This is a genomic window from Sorangium sp. So ce296, assembly GCF_051529605.1.
GTDB lineage: Bacteria > Myxococcota_A > Polyangia > Polyangiales > Polyangiaceae > Sorangium > Sorangium cellulosum_D.
The window spans coordinates 6,066,122-6,086,325 of sequence record NZ_CP150325.1; the positions used below are offsets into that span (position 1 = coordinate 6,066,122).

The 20,204-nt window shown below is 73.1% G+C and carries 14 protein-coding genes and 1 pseudogene; 7 read left to right on the forward strand and 8 right to left on the reverse strand.

Annotation, left to right across the window (positions count from 1 at the left end; genetic code table 11):
• Positions 1–290: 290 nt before the first annotated feature.
• Positions 291–4,127: a serine/threonine-protein kinase gene (locus WME98_RS22575; protein ID WP_437953146.1), complete on the forward strand. Its 3,837-nt coding sequence runs from the start codon at positions 291–293 to the stop codon at positions 4,125–4,127.
• A gap of 22 nt (positions 4,128–4,149) precedes the next feature.
• On the opposite strand, the gene WME98_RS22580 is transcribed toward WME98_RS22575, so the two are convergent.
• The 3 genes from WME98_RS22580 to WME98_RS22590 all read right to left on the reverse strand — a co-directional run bounded on the left by WME98_RS22580 (position 4,150) and on the right by WME98_RS22590 (position 6,722).
• Complete coding sequence (locus WME98_RS22580; protein WP_020742172.1) at positions 4,150–4,458, reverse strand: hypothetical protein; 309 nt, start codon at positions 4,456–4,458, stop codon at positions 4,150–4,152.
• A 147-nt stretch (positions 4,459–4,605) separates the two neighbouring features.
• The gene (gene gcvPB / locus WME98_RS22585) at positions 4,606–6,099 is read right to left on the reverse strand and encodes an aminomethyl-transferring glycine dehydrogenase subunit GcvPB (protein ID WP_437953147.1); all 1,494 of its coding nucleotides are present in this window, start codon (positions 6,097–6,099) and stop codon (positions 4,606–4,608) included.
• 14 nt (positions 6,100–6,113) lie between these two features.
• Entirely contained in the window at positions 6,114–6,722 is a 609-nt protein-coding gene (locus WME98_RS22590; RefSeq protein WP_061622642.1) for a hypothetical protein, read from the reverse strand.
• A gap of 257 nt (positions 6,723–6,979) precedes the next feature.
• Between WME98_RS22590 and WME98_RS22595 the strand changes: the two genes are divergently transcribed.
• Positions 6,980–8,644 (forward strand): FG-GAP repeat domain-containing protein, encoded by a 1,665-nt coding sequence (locus WME98_RS22595; RefSeq protein ID WP_437953148.1) that lies wholly within the window; start codon positions 6,980–6,982, stop codon positions 8,642–8,644.
• A 94-nt stretch (positions 8,645–8,738) separates the two neighbouring features.
• Here WME98_RS22595 and hemL read toward each other — a convergent pair whose 3' ends face one another.
• Complete coding sequence (gene hemL / locus WME98_RS22600) at positions 8,739–10,055, reverse strand: glutamate-1-semialdehyde 2,1-aminomutase (protein WP_437953149.1); 1,317 nt, start codon at positions 10,053–10,055, stop codon at positions 8,739–8,741.
• A 401-nt stretch (positions 10,056–10,456) separates the two neighbouring features.
• Between hemL and WME98_RS22605 the strand changes: the two genes are divergently transcribed.
• Positions 10,457–11,866: a serine/threonine-protein kinase gene (locus tag WME98_RS22605; protein WP_437953150.1), complete on the forward strand. Its 1,410-nt coding sequence runs from the start codon at positions 10,457–10,459 to the stop codon at positions 11,864–11,866.
• 29 nt (positions 11,867–11,895) lie between these two features.
• Here the strand turns inward: WME98_RS22605 and WME98_RS22610 are convergent, their stop codons facing one another.
• Positions 11,896–12,459, reverse strand: coding sequence for a GNAT family N-acetyltransferase (locus tag WME98_RS22610; protein ID WP_437953151.1), 564 nt, complete (start codon positions 12,457–12,459; stop codon positions 11,896–11,898).
• Positions 12,460–12,566: 107 nt separating this feature from the next.
• On the opposite strand from WME98_RS22610, the gene WME98_RS22615 reads away from it, so the two are divergent.
• A complete protein-coding gene (locus WME98_RS22615; RefSeq protein WP_437953152.1) occupies positions 12,567–13,079 on the forward strand; it encodes a hypothetical protein in 513 nt (170 codons plus the stop codon).
• A gap of 29 nt (positions 13,080–13,108) precedes the next feature.
• Here the strand turns inward: WME98_RS22615 and WME98_RS22620 are convergent, their stop codons facing one another.
• On the reverse strand, positions 13,109–13,759 hold the full coding sequence (locus WME98_RS22620) for a glutathione S-transferase family protein (RefSeq protein ID WP_437953153.1): 651 nt from the start codon (positions 13,757–13,759) through the stop codon (positions 13,109–13,111).
• A 328-nt stretch (positions 13,760–14,087) separates the two neighbouring features.
• On the opposite strand from WME98_RS22620, the gene WME98_RS22625 reads away from it, so the two are divergent.
• The 3 genes from WME98_RS22625 (at position 14,088) to WME98_RS22635 (ending at position 18,163) form a co-directional block, all read left to right on the forward strand.
• Positions 14,088–15,587 carry a ferritin-like domain-containing protein gene (locus WME98_RS22625; protein WP_437953154.1) on the forward strand — a complete coding sequence of 500 codons (1,500 nt, stop codon included), beginning with the start codon at positions 14,088–14,090 and terminating at the stop codon, positions 15,585–15,587.
• 295 nt (positions 15,588–15,882) lie between these two features.
• Entirely contained in the window at positions 15,883–17,016 is a 1,134-nt protein-coding gene (locus tag WME98_RS22630) for a PAS domain-containing protein (RefSeq protein WP_437953155.1), read from the forward strand.
• Positions 17,017–17,338: 322 nt separating this feature from the next.
• Complete coding sequence (locus WME98_RS22635; protein WP_437953156.1) at positions 17,339–18,163, forward strand: DUF4142 domain-containing protein; 825 nt, start codon at positions 17,339–17,341, stop codon at positions 18,161–18,163.
• 352 nt (positions 18,164–18,515) lie between these two features.
• On the opposite strand, the pseudogene WME98_RS22640 reads toward WME98_RS22635, so the two are convergent.
• Positions 18,516–18,683: pseudogene (locus WME98_RS22640) on the reverse strand (hypothetical protein); the annotation flags it as partial.
• A 42-nt stretch (positions 18,684–18,725) separates the two neighbouring features.
• Positions 18,726–20,168 (reverse strand): aldehyde dehydrogenase family protein, encoded by a 1,443-nt coding sequence (locus WME98_RS22645; RefSeq protein WP_437953157.1) that lies wholly within the window; start codon positions 20,166–20,168, stop codon positions 18,726–18,728.
• Between the last annotated feature and the right edge of the window lie 36 nt (positions 20,169–20,204).

Here is a 20,204-nt window from a genome sequence, read left to right on the forward strand (position 1 = left end):
CCTGGGCGTGCCACCTTTCTGCCGATCCTGCTCGCTGCGTGACGCGCGCGTCACGCAGGCCGGACGCGCGCCGCGCAGGGCCTGCGCCACCGCGCGGGCCCGGCGCGCGCCGCGCGGCTCCTGCGCCCTCGCCGCGCCGCCCGCGCGCTGCTGGCGCGCGCATCCTGCGCGCTCCCCGCCCGCGTCCCGCGCGCTTCCCACCCGCGTCCCGCGCGCATCCTCCGCGCTTCCAACGCGCTCCCAACGCGCAGCTTGCCACCGCTCGGCGCCGGTGATTTCTTGGTCCACGCATGGGCCTGAGGAACGCGAGACCCGAGTTCGGAGGCACGCGTCGCTTCCAGGTCGTTCGCGTCGTGGGCGTCGGCGGGATGGGGGTTGTCTACGAGGCCTTCGACCGCGAGCGGAAGGGGCGCGTCGCGCTCAAGATCCTCCGCAATCTGAGCGCCGAGGCGCGCCTCCGGTTCAAGAACGAGTTCCGTTCGCTGCAGGACATCCAGCACCCGAACCTGGTCAGCCTCGGCGAGCTCCACGAGGAAGAGGGGCAGCTCTTCTTCACGATGGAGCTCATCCGGGGCGTCGACTTCGTGGTGCACGTGCGGCTCCACGAGGAAGGCGACGGCGGGCCGCGGGGCGAGCCCGCGGGCGGCGGGCGGCGCTCCACCCTGCCGTCGATCCCCCTCTGGCACGGGCAAGGCCCCGCGCCCGAGCAACTGCCCCGCATCAAGCGCCCCTTCCACGAGGCCCGCCTCCGCTCGGCGGTGGCCCAGCTCGCCCAGGGGCTCGCGGCGGTGCACGCGGCCTACAAGGTCCACCGCGACATCAAGCCTTCCAACGTGCTCGTCACCGCCGAAGAGCGGGTGGTCCTCCTCGACTTCGGCTTCGTCGCCGACGCGAGCGGCCCGGGGCGCGAGCAGGCCGTGGTCGGGACGCTCCACTACATGGCGCCCGAGCAGGCCGAGGGGAAGTCGGCCGGGCCCGAGGCCGACATCTACAGCGCGGGCGTCATGCTCTACCTCGCCCTGACCGGCGTCTATCCGTTCCAGACGGCGCCCAAGGCGACGATGGACATGATGCGGCGGGCCGAGCCGCCGCCGCCGAGCCGGCTCGTCGAGGACATGCCGGCGGACATCGACGAGCTCTGCGTGGACATGCTCCGCATCGACCCGGCCGCCCGCCCGACCGCGCGCGACGTGCTGCGGCGGCTCCGGGTGCAGGAGCTCATCGAGGAGCCGCCGGTCCTCTCGCAGCGCATCGGCTTCGTCGGCCGGCACAGCGAGCTCGCCGCGCTCGAGGGCGCGTTCGCCGAGGCGCGGATGGGCCGCTCCGTCACGCGGTTCCTCGAGGGCGAGTCGGGCGTCGGCAAGAGCGCGCTCCTGCGCCGGTTCCTCGAGCGCATCGACAAGGACGCGCTCGTCCTGGCCGGGCGCTGCTACGAGCGCGAGGCGGTCCCCTACAAGGCGGTGGACGAGCTCATCGACGCGCTGAGCCGGCACCTCGTGCGCCGCCCGCCCGAGGAGGTCAAGGCGCTCCTGCCGCCCAACGCGGGCCTGCTCGGCACGGTGTTCCCGGTGCTCCGCACGGTCCCCGCCATCACCGAGGCGCGCGCGCGGCGCAAGGCGATCGACCCGCCCGAGATCCGCGCCCTCGTCTTCGCCGCGCTGCGGGAGCTGCTCGGCCGGCTCGCGGCCGAGCGGCCGCTCGTGCTCGCGATCGACGATCTCCAGTGGGCCGACGCCGACAGCGTCGCGCTGCTCTCGGAGGTGATGCGCCCGTGGACCGAGGCCGATCTCAGCGCCGCGGCCAGGCCGGGCTCGTTCGCCGGCCTCGACGGGCCCGCGTGCGCGGGCGCGCCGCCCGTCGTCGATCCCGCGCGCCCGCGCGCGATGATGCTCGTCGCGGCGGTGCGGACCGCCTCCGAGACGGCGCCGCCGGTCTCGCGGCAGCTCGGGGTGCCGGTCGACGCGCTCGGGCACATCATCCTCCACCGCCTGTCGCTCGCGGAGGCGCAGGAGCTCTGCGCGCTCCTGCTTCGGGGCGCGCCGGCCGGCCGGCCGCTCAGCATCGAGGCGATCGCGCAGGAGGCCGGCGGCCACCCGTTGTTCATCGACGCCCTGCTGCGCCACCGGATGGCGCAGGACAACGACGGCGGCCCGGTGCGCCTCGACGACGTCCTCTGGGCGCGGATCAGCCGGCTGGACCCGCGGGCGCGCCAGCTGCTCGAGCTCGTCGTCTGCGCCGGCGCGCCGGTGCTGACGTCGGTGGCCGCGCACGCCATGGCGGCGGATTTCGCGGAGCTCACGCGGGTGCTCTCGGTGCTGCGCGCGGCGAACCTCCTGCGGACCGGCGGCTCGGGGCAGGACGAGTTCGTCGAGCCGTTTCACAACCGCATCCGGGAGACGGTCACGACCCGGCTCGACGAGGAGACGGCGCGCAGCTGGCACGGTCGGCTCGCGCTGGCGCTGGAGGCCTCGGGGCGCGCGGAGCTCGAGGCGCTGGCCGAGCACTGGCGCGCCGCCGGCGACTCCGAGCGCGCCGCCGGCTACGCGGTGCGCGCGGGCGAGCAGGCCGAGGCCGCGTTCGCGTTCGACCACGCGGCGCGCCTCTACCGGATGGCGATCGATCTCCACCTGCCCGGCGGGGCGGAGCGGCGGGTCGTGCTCGCCAAGCTCGGCGACGCGCTGAGCAGCGCCGGCCGCGGCGCCAAGGCCGCGGAGGCGTACATGGCCGCGAGCGACGGCGCCCCCGAGGCCGAGGCGATCGATCTCGGGCGCCGCGCCGCCGAGAACCTCCTCCGCGCCGGCTACGTCGACGCCGGCATGGCGGGCCTGCGCTCGGTGCTCGGCGCGGTGGGCATGCAGGTGCCGAAGACGCCGGAGCTCGCGGTCGCGTCGCTGCTGCTGCGGCGCGCGCAGGTCCGCCTGCGCGGGCTGAATTTCGTCGAGCGGCCGGCCGACGAGGTCGCGCCGGAGGACCTCATGCGCATCGACGTCTGCTGGTCGGCCGCGATGGGGCTCGCGATCGTCGATCCCACGCGCGGCGCCGACTTCCAGGCGCGCAACCTGCTGCTCTCGCTCAAGGCGGGGGAGCCTTACCGCGTGACCCGCGCCCTCGCCTTCGAGGCGACCTACCTCGCGATCGACGGCGGCCCGTCCGTCTCCCGCGTGACCGACCTGCTCTCGACGGCGAGCGCGATCGCGTCGCGCATCGGCCGGCCTCACGCGCTCGGCCTCGTCGGCTTCGTCAGCGGCGTCACGTCCACGCTGTTCGGCCGCTGGCACCAGGGCGTGGCGGATCTCGATCGGGCGGACGTCATCTTTCGCGAGCGTTGCACCGGCGTTACGTGGGAGCGGAGCTGGGCGCACACGTTCTCGGTCTGGGCGCTCTGGTATGGCGGCGAGACGCGCGAGTTCATGCGTCGGGTCCCGATGTACCTGCAGGCGGCCGACGAGCGCGGCGACCGTTACCTCGCCACGAGCCTGCGCTCTTCGCAGAGCAACGCCTACTGGCTCGTGCAGGACGACCCCGACGCCGCGCAGCGCCAGGCGCAGGACGCGATCCGGAGCTGGTCCAAGGCGGGCTTCCAGCTGCAGAGCTATTTCGACCTCGTCGCCCGCGCGCACATCGGCCTGTACCGGGGCGACGGCGAGGCCACGCACCGCCTCTTCGCCGAGCAGCGGGCGGGCCTCGAGAGCTCGCTGGTCCTGCGCATCCAGGCCGTGCGCATCATCATCACCCACCTCCGGGCCTGCGCCGCGCTGGCCGCCGCCGCCGCCGTCACGCCGGCCGAGGCGGAGCCGCTCTACGAGGAGGCGACGCGCGCCGCCCGCAAGATCGAGGCCGAGCACATGCCCTGGGCCGACCCGTTCGCCGCGGCGGTGCGCGCCGCGGTCGCGGCCGCCCGAGGCGAGGCGGAGCCGGCGGCGCAGCAGCTCGCCGAGGCCGTGCGCGGCTTCGAGGCCGCCGGCATGGCCCTCTACGCCGCGGCGGCGCGCCGCCGCCACGGCGAGCTGCTCCAGGGCGACGAGGGCCGCGCCGCCGTCGTCGCCGCGAACGGCTGGATGCAGGAGCAGGGCATCGTGAGCCCCGACCGCATGACGAGCATGCTCATCCCGGGCTTCGCCAGATAGCCCTGGGACAGGCGCTCGCCCGTCAGGGCTTCACGCGGAGGACGGCCGTGCCCTTCTGCTTCCCGTAGAGCTGCTTGATCTCGATCTTGTACTCGCCCGGGGACGACGCGCTGAACTCGACCGGCGACGCGCTCTGCGGCTTGCCCGTGGGCAGGTCGCGCAGCACGCGCTCGATGATGATCTTCCCCGAGGGGGAGCGGATCTTGATGTTGAACGGCGGCGTCGCCTCGTCGTAGGCGCGGAACACCAGGCGCACGGTGTCTCCAACCGAGACCGGGGTGGTCTGGCTGATCGTCTCGATGTCGCCCTCGTTCTCAACGGTATCGGCCACGCGTCGCTCGTCCCGTGAGGTACCGCACCACGGACCCTCGGCGCTCATTGTAGACGCGACCGGCGCAGATTCGCGAATTTGGAGCGCTTGTCCGCCCGGCGCCGCCCGCCGGAGGCGGCCGCGCGCCGGCCGCCTCCTCCGGGAGGGTCACGTCCTCGACCACCGCAGGCGCGGCTGGCGCGCGGCCCGGGCCTCGTCGAGGCGGCCCACCACCGTCCCGTGCGGGGCCTGCTTCACGACGTCCGGCGTCTCCTGCGCCTCCTTGAGGATGCTCAGCATCGCGGCCGCGAACTCGTCGAGGGTCTCGCGCGTCTCGGTCTCGGTCGGCTCGATCATCAGGGCGCCCGGCACGACCAGCGGGAAGTAGACCGTGGGCGCGTGGAAGCCGTAGTCGAGCAGCCGCTTCGCGATGTCGAGGGTCTTGACCCCGGTCTCCTTCTCGATCTGGCTGTCGGAGAGCACCACCTCGTGCATGCACGGCTGCGGCACCGGCGCGAGGTAGTGGTCCTTCAGCTTGGCCCAGAGGTAGCGCGCGTTCAGCACGGCCAGGCTGCTCGCCGCCGTGAGCCCCTCGCCGCCCATCTCCCGGATGTACGTGTACGCGCGGATGAACATCCCGAAGTTGCCGGTGAAGGCCCGGAGCCGCCCGACGCTCTGGGGCCGATCGCGGTCCCACGCGAGCCCGTCGCCGCGCCGCACGAGGACGGGCGAGGGCTGGAACGGCTCCAGGTGCTTCTTGAAGCAGACCGGCCCGGAGCCGGGGCCGCCGCCGCCGTGCGGCGTCGTGAACGTCTTGTGCAGGTTGATGTGGATGACGTCCATCCCGACGTCGCCCGGCCGCGCGTGCCCCATGATGGCGTTCGTGTTCGCGCCGTCGCCGTAGACGAGCCCCCCCTTGTCGTGGATGAGCTTGATGATCGCCGGCAGGTGCGTCTCGTACGCCCCGAGGGTGTTCGGGTTCGTGATCATCAGCCCGCAGACGTCGCCGTCCGACCCCTCGCGCTCGATCGCGGCGAGGACCTGCTCGGGGTGGGTGATGCCGTCGGCGGTCTTCTCGATCCTGACGGCGACCAGCCCGTTGAGCGCGCAGCTCGCCGGGTTCGTGCCGTGGGCGCTCTCCGGGATGAAGACCTTCCGCGGCGAGCGCCCCTTCGACTCGTGGAACGCCCGCATCATCATCAGCCCCGCGAGCTCGCCCTGCGCGCCCGCCGACGGCTGCAGCGAGCAGCCGTCCATCCCGCTGACCTCGCAGAGCGCCTCCTGCAGGCGCCACATCACCTCGAGCGAGCCCTGGCTGAGCTCGTCGGGCGTCATCGGGTGCAGCTTCGCGAAGCCCGGGATCCGCGCGGCCCACTCGTTGATCTTCGGGTTGTACTTCATCGTGCACGACCCGAGCGGGTACATCTGCCCGTCGATGCAGAAGTTCCACTGCGAGAGCCGGACGAAGTGCCGGAAGGCCTCCGGCTCGCTCACCTCCGGCAGGCCGGCCGGCTCCTTGCGCGCGAGCGCGCCGTAGTGCGCGCCGGGATCGACGTCGGGCACGTCGAGCGGGGGGAGCGACGCGCCGGTCCTGCCCGGCGTGCCTCGCTCGAAGATGGGGGGTTCGCGGAACTGAATGCCTCGCGGCTGCGGCTGGGTCATCGGGGGCTGTTATGTCAGAGGCCGGGGGGCTCGGCAGGTGCTTCTTCGGAGGGGGAGGCGGGCGGCTCGGGCTTCCCGGACTCCTGGTTGTCGCTGTCCCAGTCGCCGCCGCCGATGTCGGAGCTGTCGGAGCCCCCGATCGACTGCAGGTCCGGCATCATGTTGCGCTGCTTGACCGCTTCCCAGGGCTCGCCGACCTCATCCTTGTTGCGGCCGATCTGGCCCACGATCTTGTCGTCGACGTTCTCGCCCTCCGGCCGCGTGTACTTGAAGTACCCCCGGCCTTCCTTGGTCGAGTTGGGCCCGATGGCGCCGATGACGCGCTCGGTCCACGTGAACTTGATGAGGTCGCCCGCCACCGACCCGTGCAGCTCGCCCCACCGATCCTTGACGGGCCGGAGCCAGCGGCCCTCGATGGAGTCGGAGTTCGGGTCCCGCACGAGGTGCAGGTACCCGTAGAGCTCGCTGTAATAGACGCCCGTCCAGTCGCCTCCTTCGGGCATGTCCCCGGCCTCCACCTTGGCCGTCTTCGGCGCGGGGTTCGAGCTGCAGCCCAGCGCCGTCGTCCCCAGCAGCAGGGCACAGGCGGCGCCGGCAATCCAAAGCCGTCGCGATACGTTCATGGCGGCGGAGCCTAGCACAGCACCTACCCGCACCCATACCGGCAACCCGCAGGTCCACCAGCGCGCGCCACGTCGGGGACATGCAGCCTACCTCCCCTCCTGAAGGAGGAGCGTAACGCACCGTTCAGCGCATCCGCGACCGCGTCAATTTTCCGCTTCACCTCTTCTTCGGCCGCGAAGCGCTGGTAAGCTTCCAGGCCATGATGAAGTCCTTTGTCTGCAACCGAGGTTTTGTAATTCCCGGTAGAATCGCTCTCTTGACCAGCGTCCTCGCTCTTGCCGCCTGCGAGGGCCAGCTCGGCAACGTCGACGGCACCCTCCCCGACGACGACGGCGGCGGCAGCAGCGGCTCCTGGAGCCACCCCCGCCCGGTGCCCGGGGGCTCCAAGCCGCTGCCGGCGGTCGCGTCGTGCGCGCCGGCCGGCAGCGGCTCCGCCGACGTCGCGGAGCCGGAGCTCCTCCTCCAGCTCTCCGACGACGACGAGAGCGCGTGGCTCGGGTCGCCGGCGGTCGCCGATCTGGACGGCGACGGCGAGAACGAGATCCTGGTGACGCACAACGGCAACATCGTCGCCTGGGGGCCCGACGGCGCCCAGAAGTGGCGGTTCGACGAGTCGCGGGCGCACGGCCGCATCTGGGCGAGCCCGCTCGTCGCCGATTTCCGCGGCGACGCGCAGCTCGAGGTGGTCATCGCGGCGCGCACCCGGATCTACATGCTCGACGCGAGCGGCCGGGTGGTGGACGGCTGGCCCGTCGTCTGGAACGACGAGATCCGCGCCCTCGCCGCCGGCGACGTCGACGGCGACGGCCAGCTCGACGTCGTGGCCGCGAGCACCGACAGGACCCCCGACGTCCTGATGGCGTTCCACGCGAGCGGGGCGCCGGTCGCCGGCTTCCCGCCGATCGCGAGCAACACGATCGGGTGCGACGCCCGCCGCAGCGACGACGCCGAGTGCTGGATCGTGGGCGTCTACGACCAGAACCTGGCCATCGGCGACCTCGACGGAGACGGCGCCCAGGACATCGTCTCGCCGATGGACAACTCCTATGCGGGCTTCTACCACGGCACGGGGGAGGCCTTCGACGCGAATCCCATGTTCAAGGGCCGCCCGAAGACGCCGGGCGTGCGGTACATGCACGACCTCGCGCTCGCGCAGCAGGGCTTCGGCGACAGCAGGGACCTGCAGGCCTATTTCAAGAACTCGGCCCCTGCGATCGCGGACGTGGACGGCGACGGCGCGCCGGAGGTCATCATGCTCGCGGCGGCCGAGGACGTCGACATGTCGGACCAGTCCCAGGGCGTCGGCCTGTGGGTGGTCCGCAACGACGCGAGCCGCATCCCGGGCTGGGAGAGCCCGTTCTACGCGCCGGACTACCTGTCCGGCGGCGAGGACCTCGGCGGCAACATCGTGGCGGCGACGCAGCAGGTGACCGTCGCCGACCTCAACGCGACGCACCCCGGCCCCGAGATGATCTTCGCGGGCCTCGACGGGCGGATCCACGCGGTCTACGCCGACAAGAGCGAGTACTGGGACGTCGAGTACACGGACGACACGCAGGTGCTCACGGGCGGCGTCGTGGTCGGGGACCTCTCGGGCGACGGCATCCCCGAGGTCGTGTTCAACACCTACTCGACCGAGGAGAACAGGAGCCACCTCTTCATCCTCAACGCGGGCGGTAAGCTCCTCCACAAGATCCCGCTGCCGCGGCTCGGCGCGATGCCCGTGCCCACGCTCGCCGACGTGAACGGCGACGGCACGATCGAGATCGTCGTGTCGCTCCGCGAGATCGGCTGGATCGACGGGCAGACCCCGGAGCCGAACACGTACGTGTACACGGTGCCGCGGTCGTCGACGAACTGCCTGCTCTGGCCGACCGCCCGCGGCAACCTCTATAGAAACGGCTGGGTGCGCGCGGACTGACTGACGCGCGCCGCGGGGCCCGCCCGCGCGGGCGCTCGCGGGAGGGGCCGATCGCTGCGGCGGCCGGCCCCTCGCCGTTCCGGCCCGCCCGGCCTCAGGCCGCGAGCGCCTCGCGGCAGGCGGCGACGGTCCGCTCGACGTCCTCCTCGGTGTGCGCGCCGCTCAGGAACGCCGCCTCGTACTGCGACGGGGGCCAGTAGACGCCGCGCGCGAGCATGCCCGCGTGGAAGGCGCTGAAGCGCTTCGTGTCGGAGGTCGCGGCGTCGGCCCAGGAGCGGACCGGGCCCTTCGTGAAGAACAGCGTGATCATCGAGCCGACCCGCTGGACGCACGCGGTCGCGCCGGCGCCCTCGGCGGCGGCCCTGAGGCCCTGCTCGAGCGACGCGCCGAGCTGCTCGAGCCGCGCGTAGAGCTCGGGCGTGAGGCGCTCGAGCGTCGCGAGCCCGGCGCTGACCGCCAGCGGGTTGCCGCTGAGCGTGCCGGCCTGGTACACGGGGCCGAGCGGCGAGACGACGCGCATCACGTCGGCGCGGCCGCCGTAGGCCGCCAGGGGCATGCCGCCGCCGACGATCTTGCCGAGCGTGGTCAGGTCGGGCCGGAGGCCGAAGCGCTCCTGCGCGCCGCCGCGGGCGAGGCGGCAGCCGGTCATCACCTCGTCGAAGATCGAGAGCGCGCCGTGCTTGCGGCAGAGGTCGATCACGAGGGCGAGGAAGCCGGGCTCCGGCGGGACGCAGCCCATGTTGCCGACCACGGGCTCGAGGATGACCGCGGCGATGTCGCCGCCGCGCGCCGCGAAGGCGGCCTCGAGGGCGGCCGGGTCGTTGTAGGGCAGGGAGAGGGTGGCGCGGGCGACGCTCTCGGGGACGCCGGCGGAGTCGGGCGCGCCGAAGGTGGCGAGCCCGCTGCCCGCCTTGACGAGCAGGTGGTCGGCGTGGCCGTGGTAACAGCCCTCGAACTTGATGATGGCGTCGCGGCCGGTGAAGCCGCGCGCGACGCGGATGGCGCTCATCGTGGCCTCGGTGCCGCTGGAGACGCAGCGCAGCATGTCGATGCTCGGGTAGAGCTCGCGGATCTTCTCGGCGAAGCGGACCTCGAGCTCGGTCGGGGCGCCGAACGAGAGGCCGCCGAGGGCCGCCTCGCGGACGGCCTCCACCACGGCGGGGTTCGCGTGGCCGAGGATGGCCGGCCCCCAGGAGCCGACGTAGTCGATGTACTCGGCGCCGTCGGCGTCGAACAGCCGCGCTCCCTGCGCGCGGGCGATGAAGAGGGGGTCGCCGCCGACGGCGCGGAAGGCCCGCACCGGGCTGTTCACGCCGCCGGGCAGGACGGCGGCGGCGCGGTCGAACAGGGCTTTGGAGGCGGGGGCTCGGCCCCCGCGGGCAGGCGGGGGGGCGCTCTTCTCGTTCGTCATCGTGCTCCGGGCCATAGCAGGGGCAGGGCGGGGGAGCGACGCGGATCGAGGCCGCCGGGCGCGGGCGAGTCTGCCGGGCGCGGGGGCGTCGCGGGCGCCGGGCGCGCGGCGTCGCGGCGCGTCGGACGCGCGGTGCGGGGCCGGAGGAGGGACGGCGCGACGGTCCGGGGGTGCCGCGGGCGGCCTTCGATCCACACGATCCTTTGCGGCGCGGTCGCGCTTGGCTATGGTGAGCGCCTGGAGAGAGGGGGCCGCGACCCGCGGCCCGAGCTGCTCCTGGGGACCGCGGGCGCGGCTCCCCGAGCACAAGCGTCTGGTGAGCCATGCGGATCTCCGAGGACCCCGCTCCGGGGCAGCGTCTCGGGCGATATGAGCTTCTGCGCCTCATCGGCGAGGGCGGGATGGCCCAGGTCTGGGCCGCGCGCATGGAGGGCTCCCGCGGCTTCCACAAGGTCGTCGCGCTGAAGACGCTCATCCCGGCGCTCGCGCGCGATCCGCAGTTCCAGCGCATGTTCCTCGACGAGGCGAACCTCGCCGCGAAGATCCATCACCGCAACGTGGTCGAGATCCTCGACCTCGGCGACACCGACGGCGTGCTCTTCCTCGTGATGGAGTGGATCGACGGGCAGACGATGCAGCGGCTGCTCCGGCCGGGCCTGCGCCCGATGCCGATCTCCCCGGCGATGGCGGCGCGCGTCGTGGCCGACGCGGCGCACGGGCTGCACGCGGCGCACGAGCTCCACGACGAGCGCGGGGTGCCGCTCGGCATCGTGCACCGGGACGTCTGCCCGCAGAACATCCTCATCGATCGCGACGGCACGGTGAAGGTGGCCGATTTCGGGATCGTGAAGGCGTTCGAGCGGCTGGGCGACACGACGCAGACCGGCGAGATCAAGGGCAAGGGCGAGTACATGTCGCCCGAGCAGGCGCAGGGGCACCCGGTCGACCGTCGCTCGGACATCTTCTCGCTCGGCGTGGTGCTCTTCGAGGCGGTGACGGGCGCGCTCCCGTTCCAGGTGCTGCACGACCTCGTGCTGCCGCAGACCGGGTCGTCGGAGCCGCCGCGGCCCACGCTGATCGCGCCGCAGTGCCCGCGGGATCTCGAGGAGATCATCCTGAAGGCGCTCGCGCGCGACCCGGACCAGCGCTTCCAGACGGCGGGCGAGATGGCGAGCGCGCTGGAGGACTTCCTGATGCGCAGGTCGGGCGTGATCACGACCGCGCACGTGGCGGAGCTCCTGATGGCGCGCTGCGGGGACAAGCTCGAGGAGGAGCGGCAGCGGATCGCGGACGCGATCGTCCCGCAGCAGCGCCCCGGGTGGCGGCCGAAGCCGGGGGCGACGCTGAGCGTCGGGCCGCCGTCGGAGGGCCGCTCGCGGAACGCGCGCACGGCGCCGCGGCGGGGGATCGGCGGGCTGATGCGCGCGGGCAGCGACGCGCTGCGCCCGGTGGCGCTGCCGTGGCTCGTGGCGTCGGTCTCGACGGGCGTCGCGGTGGCGTCGCTCATGTTCGTCGCGCTGAGCCGGCCGAGGGATCAGCGGCCCATCGTGGATCCGATCGCGGTGCAGACCCAGCCGAGCGCCGCGGTGGTGAAGCTGAACGGCGTGGTGCTCGGCGTGGGCAGCCAGGTCATCGCCCGGCCGAAGCCGGGGGTGTCGCTCGTGGTGGAGGCGCGGTCGAGCGACGGCGTCTCGCAGACGGTGGAGATCACGTCGGAGTCGCCCGCGCGGATCCAGATCAACCTGGACCCGAAGGGCGAGCCCGGGGCCGCGGCGCCGCCGGGCAGCGGGCGCGCGCCGGCGGCGAGGTAGCCGCGGGGGCGGAGGCCGGCGGGCGCGGGTCACGTCGGGGCGTCCGCGAGCTCGCCGCGCAGCAGGCCGTAGAGCGCGGTGTCGGTGTACCGCCCGTCATAGTACCAGTTCTGGCGCTGCCGCCCCTCGAGCGCGAAGCCGAGGCGCTCGAGCACGCGCGCGGAGGCGCGGTTGTCCGGATCGATCTGCGCCTCGACGCGGTGGAGCTCCATGGACTCGAAGCCGAAGCGGATCACGGCGCGCAGCGCCTCGGTCATGATCCCCCGGTTCCAGAACGCGGGCAGGAGCTCGTAGCCGATCTCCGCCGAGCGATGGGGCTTATTCCAGCGCCAGAAGCCTCCCGTGCCGACGAGCTCTCCGCCCTCTTTGAGGGTGATGCCCCAGCGGATCGAGGTGTTCTCTCGGACGCCGGCCATGAGGGTGGCGATGCGCCGCTCCGAGTCCGCGAGCGAGCCGTCCGGCCCGCGGCCGGCGTAGCGCACCACCTCCGGATCCGACTGGATGCGGAAGATGCGCTCGACGTCGCTGGGCGTGATCGCGCGGAGCGTCAGGCGCGGCGTCGTGAGGACGGGGAACGGATCGAACGTCGTCATCGGCCGATGGCATCAGCGGAGGTCTCGGGGCGTCAAGCGCGGGGCACGGGCCGAGCGGCCTTGACGTCGCCGTGCGCACGGCCGACACCGCTCGGGGAGGACTTCGCATGGCGCCGCTCGAGGAACTGGGTGCGGAGCCGCTCGCCGCGCTCGAGGAGGCGGAGGGCGCCGGCGGCGAGCGCGGGGTGGAGGGCGCTGGGGCGCCGGGGCGTCGGGTCCGCTTTGCGCGCGGGGTGTCCGAGCTGCCCGGCGATCTGCCGGTGGTGGTGCTCCACGAGGACGCGATCCTGCGCTGGCGGCCCACGCCGAGGCGGCCGGACGGCGCGCCCGCGCGGCTCTCCGACGTGGCGGTGGGCGCGGCGATCGCGGTCGAGCACGGCGGCATCTGGGACGAGGGGCTCGTCCTCGGCCGCGTCGTGCGCCCCGCGCGCGCGGGCGGCTTCCGGGTCGACGGCGACGTGGAGCTCTATCCGTCCATCGCCGAAGCCGAGCGGGCGCACGGCCCGCTCGAGCCGGGAGAGCCGCGGGAGCTGCCGGCGGGCGACGGAGATCCGGCGTTCGAGCTGGGCGAGCCGATCGGGCGGGACGCGCGCGGGATCGGCCGCAGGGCGAGGCGCTAGCCGCCGGCGCGCCGCGCCTGTCGCGTCGCTCAACCGAGGTCGCTGACCGCGTCGCCGCCCGCCTCGGCCCAGCTGTCGCGGCTGCGCAGCCGCTCGCGGTAGGCGATCACCTTCGGCCAGCGCCCGGCGTCGTCGAGGTGCGATCCGCGGAGCAGCGAGAGGGCGGCGCCCACGGAGCAGTCCGCGAGCGACATCGAGCTCTTGAGCAGGTACTGGTCCTCGAGCTCCGCCTCGAGCAGATCGAGCGAGCGCGTCGCCTCGTCGCTGGCCCGCTTGACGACCGCCTCGGCGAGGGCGGGGAGGCCCGTCTTCGGCGCGACGACGTTGGTCCACCAGATCGCGCTGCAGTGCGGGGTCAGGTGCGCGCTGTCGAAGAACAGCCACTGGAGCGCCCTGGCCTCGGACGTCGCCACGTCGGGCCAGCGCGTCGTCCCGTGCGTGCGGCCGAGGTAGGCGATGATGGCGTTCGACTCCCGGAGCGCGAGCGGGCCGTCCTCGAGGACGGGCACCTTCCGGTGCGGGTTCAGCCGGGCGAACGCCTCGGCGCGCTGCTCGCCGCGGAACAGGTCGATCTCGACCGGTTCGTAGGCGAGCCCGAGCTCGGCGAGGGCGAGGCGCACCTTGAGCGCGTTGGGCGAGTGGCGGAACGTGTAGAGGCGCATGCCGGCGCAGTAGCGCATGAGGCCGGAGGGCGCGAGCGATTCGCAGCGGAGGCCGAGGAGAGGAGACGAGCGCCGCGAGGATGCCAATCTCGTTCTCGGTTGAAGTCATGCGATGTGAGTCCAGCGGTCATGCCGCGCCGGCGGTCCTCAGGGCGGTTGGCTGCTGATGTCCGGAACGAAGCATCCACGCTTGAGTCCCGGAGTCGTGGTGCAAACGCGCTTGGCGTCCACCGCTCTCTGCTGTTTCTCCGATTCGTGTTCTCTTTGCCGCTGTAACCGCCTTGCCGGCGCATACCGAGCCGACGCGCTGGCCGTGGGACACCCGTCTCTCTGCTACCCTCGCGGGATGGACCGCCACCGCTCGCTCCGCATGACCCTCCTCCTCGCCGCCGGCGCCGCCGGCTGCTCCAGCGCGAAGAGCCGCGACATCGCGGTCGTCACGCTCGCCGAGCCGCAGGCCACGGCCGACGACGCCGGCGCCGCGGACGACCCGGCGGCGCCCGCGCCCCGGCCGCAGCGCAGCGCGGGCTGGATGCAGGAAGCGGACGGCACCGTCCACCGCGCGTCGACGGTCCGCTGCGACGCGACCATCGCGCAGCGCGCGTGCGCCGGCACCGAGCGATCGTTTCAATGCAGGACCGACGCCGACTGCACGCAGGGGCCGCGCGGCAAATGCGTGAGCTCCTTCGGGCAGATTGGCCCCTATTGCGGCTGCGAGTACGCCTGCGAGACCGACGCCGAGTGCGGCCCGTCCGAGGTGTGCGTGTGCAAGGGGACTGGCGCGCTCCGAGAGGAGCACTCCGTCTGCGCGAAGGCCCTCTGCGCGGTCGACGCGGATTGCCCTGGCAGCACCTGCGGCCTGTCGGCGTACTTCAACGGGTGCTGGGAGCAGGTCACGCTCGCCTGCAGGACCAAGGACGACGCTTGCCAGAGCGACGCCGACTGCGCGTCCGACGCGAACCCGGGGGTCGCCTGCGTCGTCCCCGACATCGAGGGCGAGAGCGCGCGCTGGGAGTGCGCCGGGATCTCCTGCGCCATCGGCCGCCCCCTCGTCGTCGAGGGAGCGCCGCGCGCCGCGCAGCGCGCCGCGCGCGACGACTGGCGCGCGCCCGCGGCGCCCACGGAGCTCGACGTCGCGTCCCTCCCGCCCGAGGTGCGCGAGCGCGCGGCGGCGCACTACGCCGCCGTCGCCGCGCTCGAGCACGCGTCGATCGCGAGCTTCGCCCGCTTCTCCTTGCAGCTCCTCGCGCTCGGCGCGCCGGCCGCCCTCGTCGGCGAGGCGCACCGCGCCGCGCTCGACGAGCTGGAGCACGCGCGCCTCGCCTACGACATCGCCTCGCGCCTCGCGGGCCGGGCGATCGGCCCGGGGCCGCTGCTCGAGGCGGCCACGGCGCCCGTCGGCGCGGGCGTCGCGGAGGTGGTGGAGGCGCTCGTCGAGGAGGGCTGCGTCGGCGAGACGCTGGGCGCCGCCGAGGGCCGGGAGCTCTCGCGGATCGCCGCGGACCCGGCGCTCGCGGCCGCGCTCGCGCGCATCGCCGCCGACGAGGAGCGGCACGCGGCGCTGTCGTGGAGGGCGCTCTCGTGGATGCTCGCGGCGTTCGGCGAGCCGGCGCGCGCCGCCGCGGAGCGGGCGTTCTCCCGCGCCGCCGCGCGGTTCGCGGTCGACCCGGCGCCGGGGCTCCTCGCGCACGAGGCGCTCGGCCTGCTCCCGGCGCACGCGCTCGGGGCGCTGCGCCGCGAGGTGCTCGCCGAGGTCGTCGCCCCCTGCCGCGCGGCGCTCCCGGGGCTGTCGCGCGACAACGCTCCTGCCGCCCCGTCGAGCTCGCCGCGGGGCGCCTCGATCTGACGGACGCCGAGCGCGCGCGCCGCCGCGACGGGAGCTCCGATGACGCGCGCCGCGGGGCGACATCATGAGTCGCCTGACAGCGCTGTCGCCGGAGCGGCGATGTCGCAGCCGCGACGGCAGAATGGAGCGCGCACCGGCGAGCAGGCGTGCGCGTCGGCCGGGCGAACGCGCTTCTCAAGCGAGACGGGCCTCTGCTACAACGCGACCTCGTCGCTCGCGTGCGCTGGGAGGGAACGTGGCGGACCAGGGATCATCCAAGGATTCACTTCAAGCATTCTTCGCTTCCTGCCCGGACATGCTGTTCGTCGCGGGACGGGACGGCATCCTGCAGCAGGTCAGCGGAGCGCTGCGGCGCACCCTGGGTCCGGCGGCCGCGCCGGGGGCGGCGCTCGCCTCGCTCGTCGACGAGGCCGATCGGGGGCCGCTCGCGGCGGCCTGGTCGCGGCTGCAGCAGAGCGCGGAGCCGCTCCGGCTCGCCCTGCGCTTCCGCGACGCGCGCGGCGCCGAGCAGGCCCTGACGTGCAGCGCGACCCGGTCGCCCGACGGCGACGCGATCTACGGCTCGCTCCAGGGCGCGCCCGCGCCGGAGGCGAGCCGCTCGCTCAAGGAGCGCATCCTGGATCAGGTGATCGCTCACCTTCCCATCGCGCTCTGGGCGGTCGATCGCGAGGGCAGGTTCGGCTACCAGGAGGGCAGGGCGCTCGAGAAGCTCTGCCTCACGCCACGCCAGTGCGAAGGCGTGAGCCTCTTCGAGGCGCAGGAGGGGAGCGAGCTCGTCGGCGAGGTGAAGCGCGCGCTCGCCGGGGAGCCGATCCACACCTGCGATGAGGTGCAGGGCGCTCACTGGGACAGCTGGATCGTCCCGCTCCGCGGAGGCGACGGCGAGATCGAGGGGGCGGTCGGGGTGGCGCTCGACATCTCGCCGGCGAAGTCTGCCGAGGAGGAGCTCCGCTCGCGGCTGCGGCAGATCGAGAAGCAGCAGGAGGTGATCCGCAATCTCTCGACGCCGATCATCGAGGTGTGGAGCGGGGTGCTCACCCTGCCGATGGTCGGCATCGTGGACAGCGTGCGGACCGCGGACGTGATGGACAGCGTGCTCCAGCGCATCGTCGAGCAGCAGGCGCGCTTCGCCATCCTGGACCTCACCGGCGTCGAGATGGTCGACACGCGGGTGGCGAGCCACCTGATCGAGCTCGTGACGGCGATCCGGCTCCTCGGCGCGGAGGGTATCGTGGCCGGCATCAAGCCGAACGTGGCCCAGACGATGGTCGCGCTCGGGCTCGATCTCTCGCAGATCGTCACGCAGCGGAACCTGCGGGCTGCCCTCAGCTACTGCATCCGCAAGATGAACCCGCCGCAACTCACGCCCTCCCCGAGCCCCGCTCTGGCGAGCGCCAAGCAGAGCTCCGCGACCGCGGAACGCGGTTAGAGCCCGCTGTGCGTGCCGGGGTCACCCATTCGGTGGGTTCGGCATCATGTGGGATGAGCGAGGCGATCCTCGAAACGGCCTTCTAAAGCAGATTCGCCACGGCCGTAGCAAGTTGCCACAGTGCGGGCGGCCACGTTCCCGAGGATTTCGGGGAAAAGCGTGCTGTCGTCTTGTGCACCGATCTTGCACACGGGCCGGCACCTGAACACACCTGAGGAGGTCCTTACCTATGGTCGTATCGCGCAACGTTCTCGTCTTGACGGTCGGTCTTGCTCTCGGCGCCGGTTGCTCCAACCAGCCTGCGGCAAGCGACCCGAGCACGGTGAACGCACCGCCGCCGCCGGCCCCGACCCCGGCTCCGACCACGCCGCCGGAGACGGCGCCGGCCCCTCCGCCGAGCGCCGACGCGCAGGCGGGGACGACGCAGCCGGACGCCACCACGAGCACGACGCCGAGCGCGCCCGCCGAGGCGCCGCTCACCGACGAGCAGATCGTCGCCGTGCTCGACGCCGCGAACAAGAAGGAGATCGACGAGGCGCAGGTCGCGCAGACCAAGGCCAAGAACAAGGACGTGAAGGCCTACGCCAGGGTCATCGTCCAGCACCACAACGACGCGAAGGCGAAGCAGGCCAAGCTGGTCAAGAAGCTCGGCATCGCGGCGGCCGAGTCGGACAAGAGCAAGCAGCTCGCCACCGAGACGCAGCAGGCGGTCGATCAGCTGAAGGCCCTCCAGGACGCCGACTTCGATCAGCAGTTCGTGCAGCTCATGGTCAAGGACCACCAGACGACGCTCGACCTCATCGACCGTCGCATCCTGCAGGACGCGAAGAACGCCGATCTGAAGGCGATGCTCGAGAAGGATCTCCGGCCGACGATCGAGAAGCACCTGAAGGACGCGGAGGCGCTCGCGCAGAAGCTCGGCCCAGCGGGGGCCACGGGCGCGGCGACCGGCGCGACGGGCGCTGGCTCCCAGGGGGCCGCGAGCGGCGGCCAGCACGCCGCCGGCGCGCAGTCGGGGCACCAGGCCGGTCAGACCGGCGTGACGGCGGGGAGCCCGGGCGGCCAGGGCGGCGTGCAGCCGCCGGCGGCGACCCCGGCCGCCGGCGCCGGCGCGGGCACGAAGGGGGCCTCGCCGGGGATGAAGTAGTCCCCCGCGGCCCACGGCATCGCGAAGGCGGGCGCGCGGTCGATCGCGCGCCCGGGGTGGCGATGCAGAGACGCGCGCAGCTGGTCCTGGGACCGGCTGCGCGCGTCGCCGTTTCTGTGGCACCGGGTCAGAACAGCCTTGAGGTCGAATCGTATCGTCTCCCGTCTCCCGTCTCCCGTCTTCCGTCTTCCGTCTCCCGTCTCCCGTCTCCCGTCTCCCGTCTCCCGTCTCCCGTCTCCCGTCTCCCGTCTCCCGTCTCCCGTCTCCCGTCTCCCGTCTCCCGTCTCCCGTCTCCCGTGCGCGTCCTTCGTGCGCGTGCGCGTGCGCGATTCTTCGGAATTAGCGCGCACGCGCACGCGCACGAAGAGGGGAGAGGGAAGACGGAAGAGGGGAGAGGGAAGACGGAAGAGGGGAGAGGGAAGACGGAAGAGGGGAGAGGGAAGACGGAAGAGGGGAGAGGGAAGACGGAAGAGGGGAGAGGGAAGACGGAAGAGGGGAGAGGGAAGACGGAAGAGGGCAGCAGGCAGAAGGAAGGCAGCTTCAACCCATTATCGCCCTAGGCTCAGCCCAGCGCCACCCACACCGACTTGAGCTGCGTGAGCTCGTCCAGCACCGCCCGCCCGTTCTCCCGCCCGAAGCCCGACTGCTTGTATCCGCCGTACGGGCTCGCCGCGTCGAACCGGTTGTACGTGTTGATCCAGATCGTCCCCGCCGCGAGCCGCGCCGCCAGCGCGTGCGCCTTGCCCACGTCGCGCGTCCAGATGCCCGCCGCCAGGCCGAACTCGGTCGCGTTCGCGACGCGCGCCGCCTCCTCCACGTCGTCGAAGGGGATGACCGCCAGCACCGGGCCGAAGATCTCCTCGCGGGCGATGGCCATCGACGGAGACACCGCCGAGAACACCGTCGGCTCCACGAAGAACCCCGGCCCCTCGCGGCGCCCGCCGGTCTCGCGGCGCGCCCCCTCGGCCGCGCCCCGATCGATGTAGCCGAGCACCTTCGTGAAGTGCGCCTCGGAGACGAGGGGGCCCAGCTGCGTCGACGGATCGAGCGGATCGCCCGGCACGAGCCGGCGCGCGCCGCTCGTGACCGTCTCCAGCACGCGATCGTGCACCGACCGCTCCACGAGGAGCCGGCTCCCCGCCGTGCAGAGCTCGCCCTGGTTGTAGAAGATCGCCGTCACCGCCGCCTTCGCCGCGCTCTCCACGTCCGCGTCCGCGAAGACGATGTTCGGGCTCTTGCCGCCGAGCTCCAGCGACAGCTTCTTCAGCGTGCCCGCCGCCGCGCGCATGATCGTCCGGCCCGTCTCCGTGCCGCCCGTGAACGAGATCTTCGCGACACCCGGGTGCTCCACGAGCGCCGCGCCCGCCTCCTCGCCGTGCCCCGTGACCACGTTGACGACGCCCGGCGGCACCCCCGCCTCCGCGAGGATGCGCGCGAGCTCCAGCGTCGTCAGGCTCGCCTCCTCCGGCGGCTTGACGACCACCGTGTTGCCCACCGCGAGCGCCGGCGCCACCTTCCGCGCCGCGAGCAGCAGCGGGAAATTCCACGGGATGATCGCGCCGATGACGCCGAGCGGCTCGCGCACCGTGTAGTTCAGGAACGGCCCCCGCACCGGGATCGTCTCGCCGCCGAGCTTCGTCGCCCACCCGGAGAAATAGAAGAACGTGTCCGCCGTCCGCGGCACGTCGATCGTCCGCGCCGCCGTGATCGGCTTGCCCGTGTCCACGGCCTCGAGGCGCGCGAGCTCCTCGCACCGCGCGAGGATCAGCTCCCCAGCCTTCCACAGGATGCGCGCGCGCTCGTTCGGATCCATCGCCGCCCAGCGCGGAAACGCCGCGCGCGCGGACGTCACGGCGGCGTCGACGTCCTCCCGTCGGCCGCGGGCGAGCCGCGCGAGCGAGCCGCCGGTCGCGGGGTTGGCGGTCTCGAACGTCTCGCCGGAGAGGGCGTCCCTGTCGGCGTTGTCGATCCAGAGCTTCTTCACGGTCTCGCGCGTCTCGGGCATGCTCTCGTCGTAAACCCGCGCACCCGGGCGCGGCAA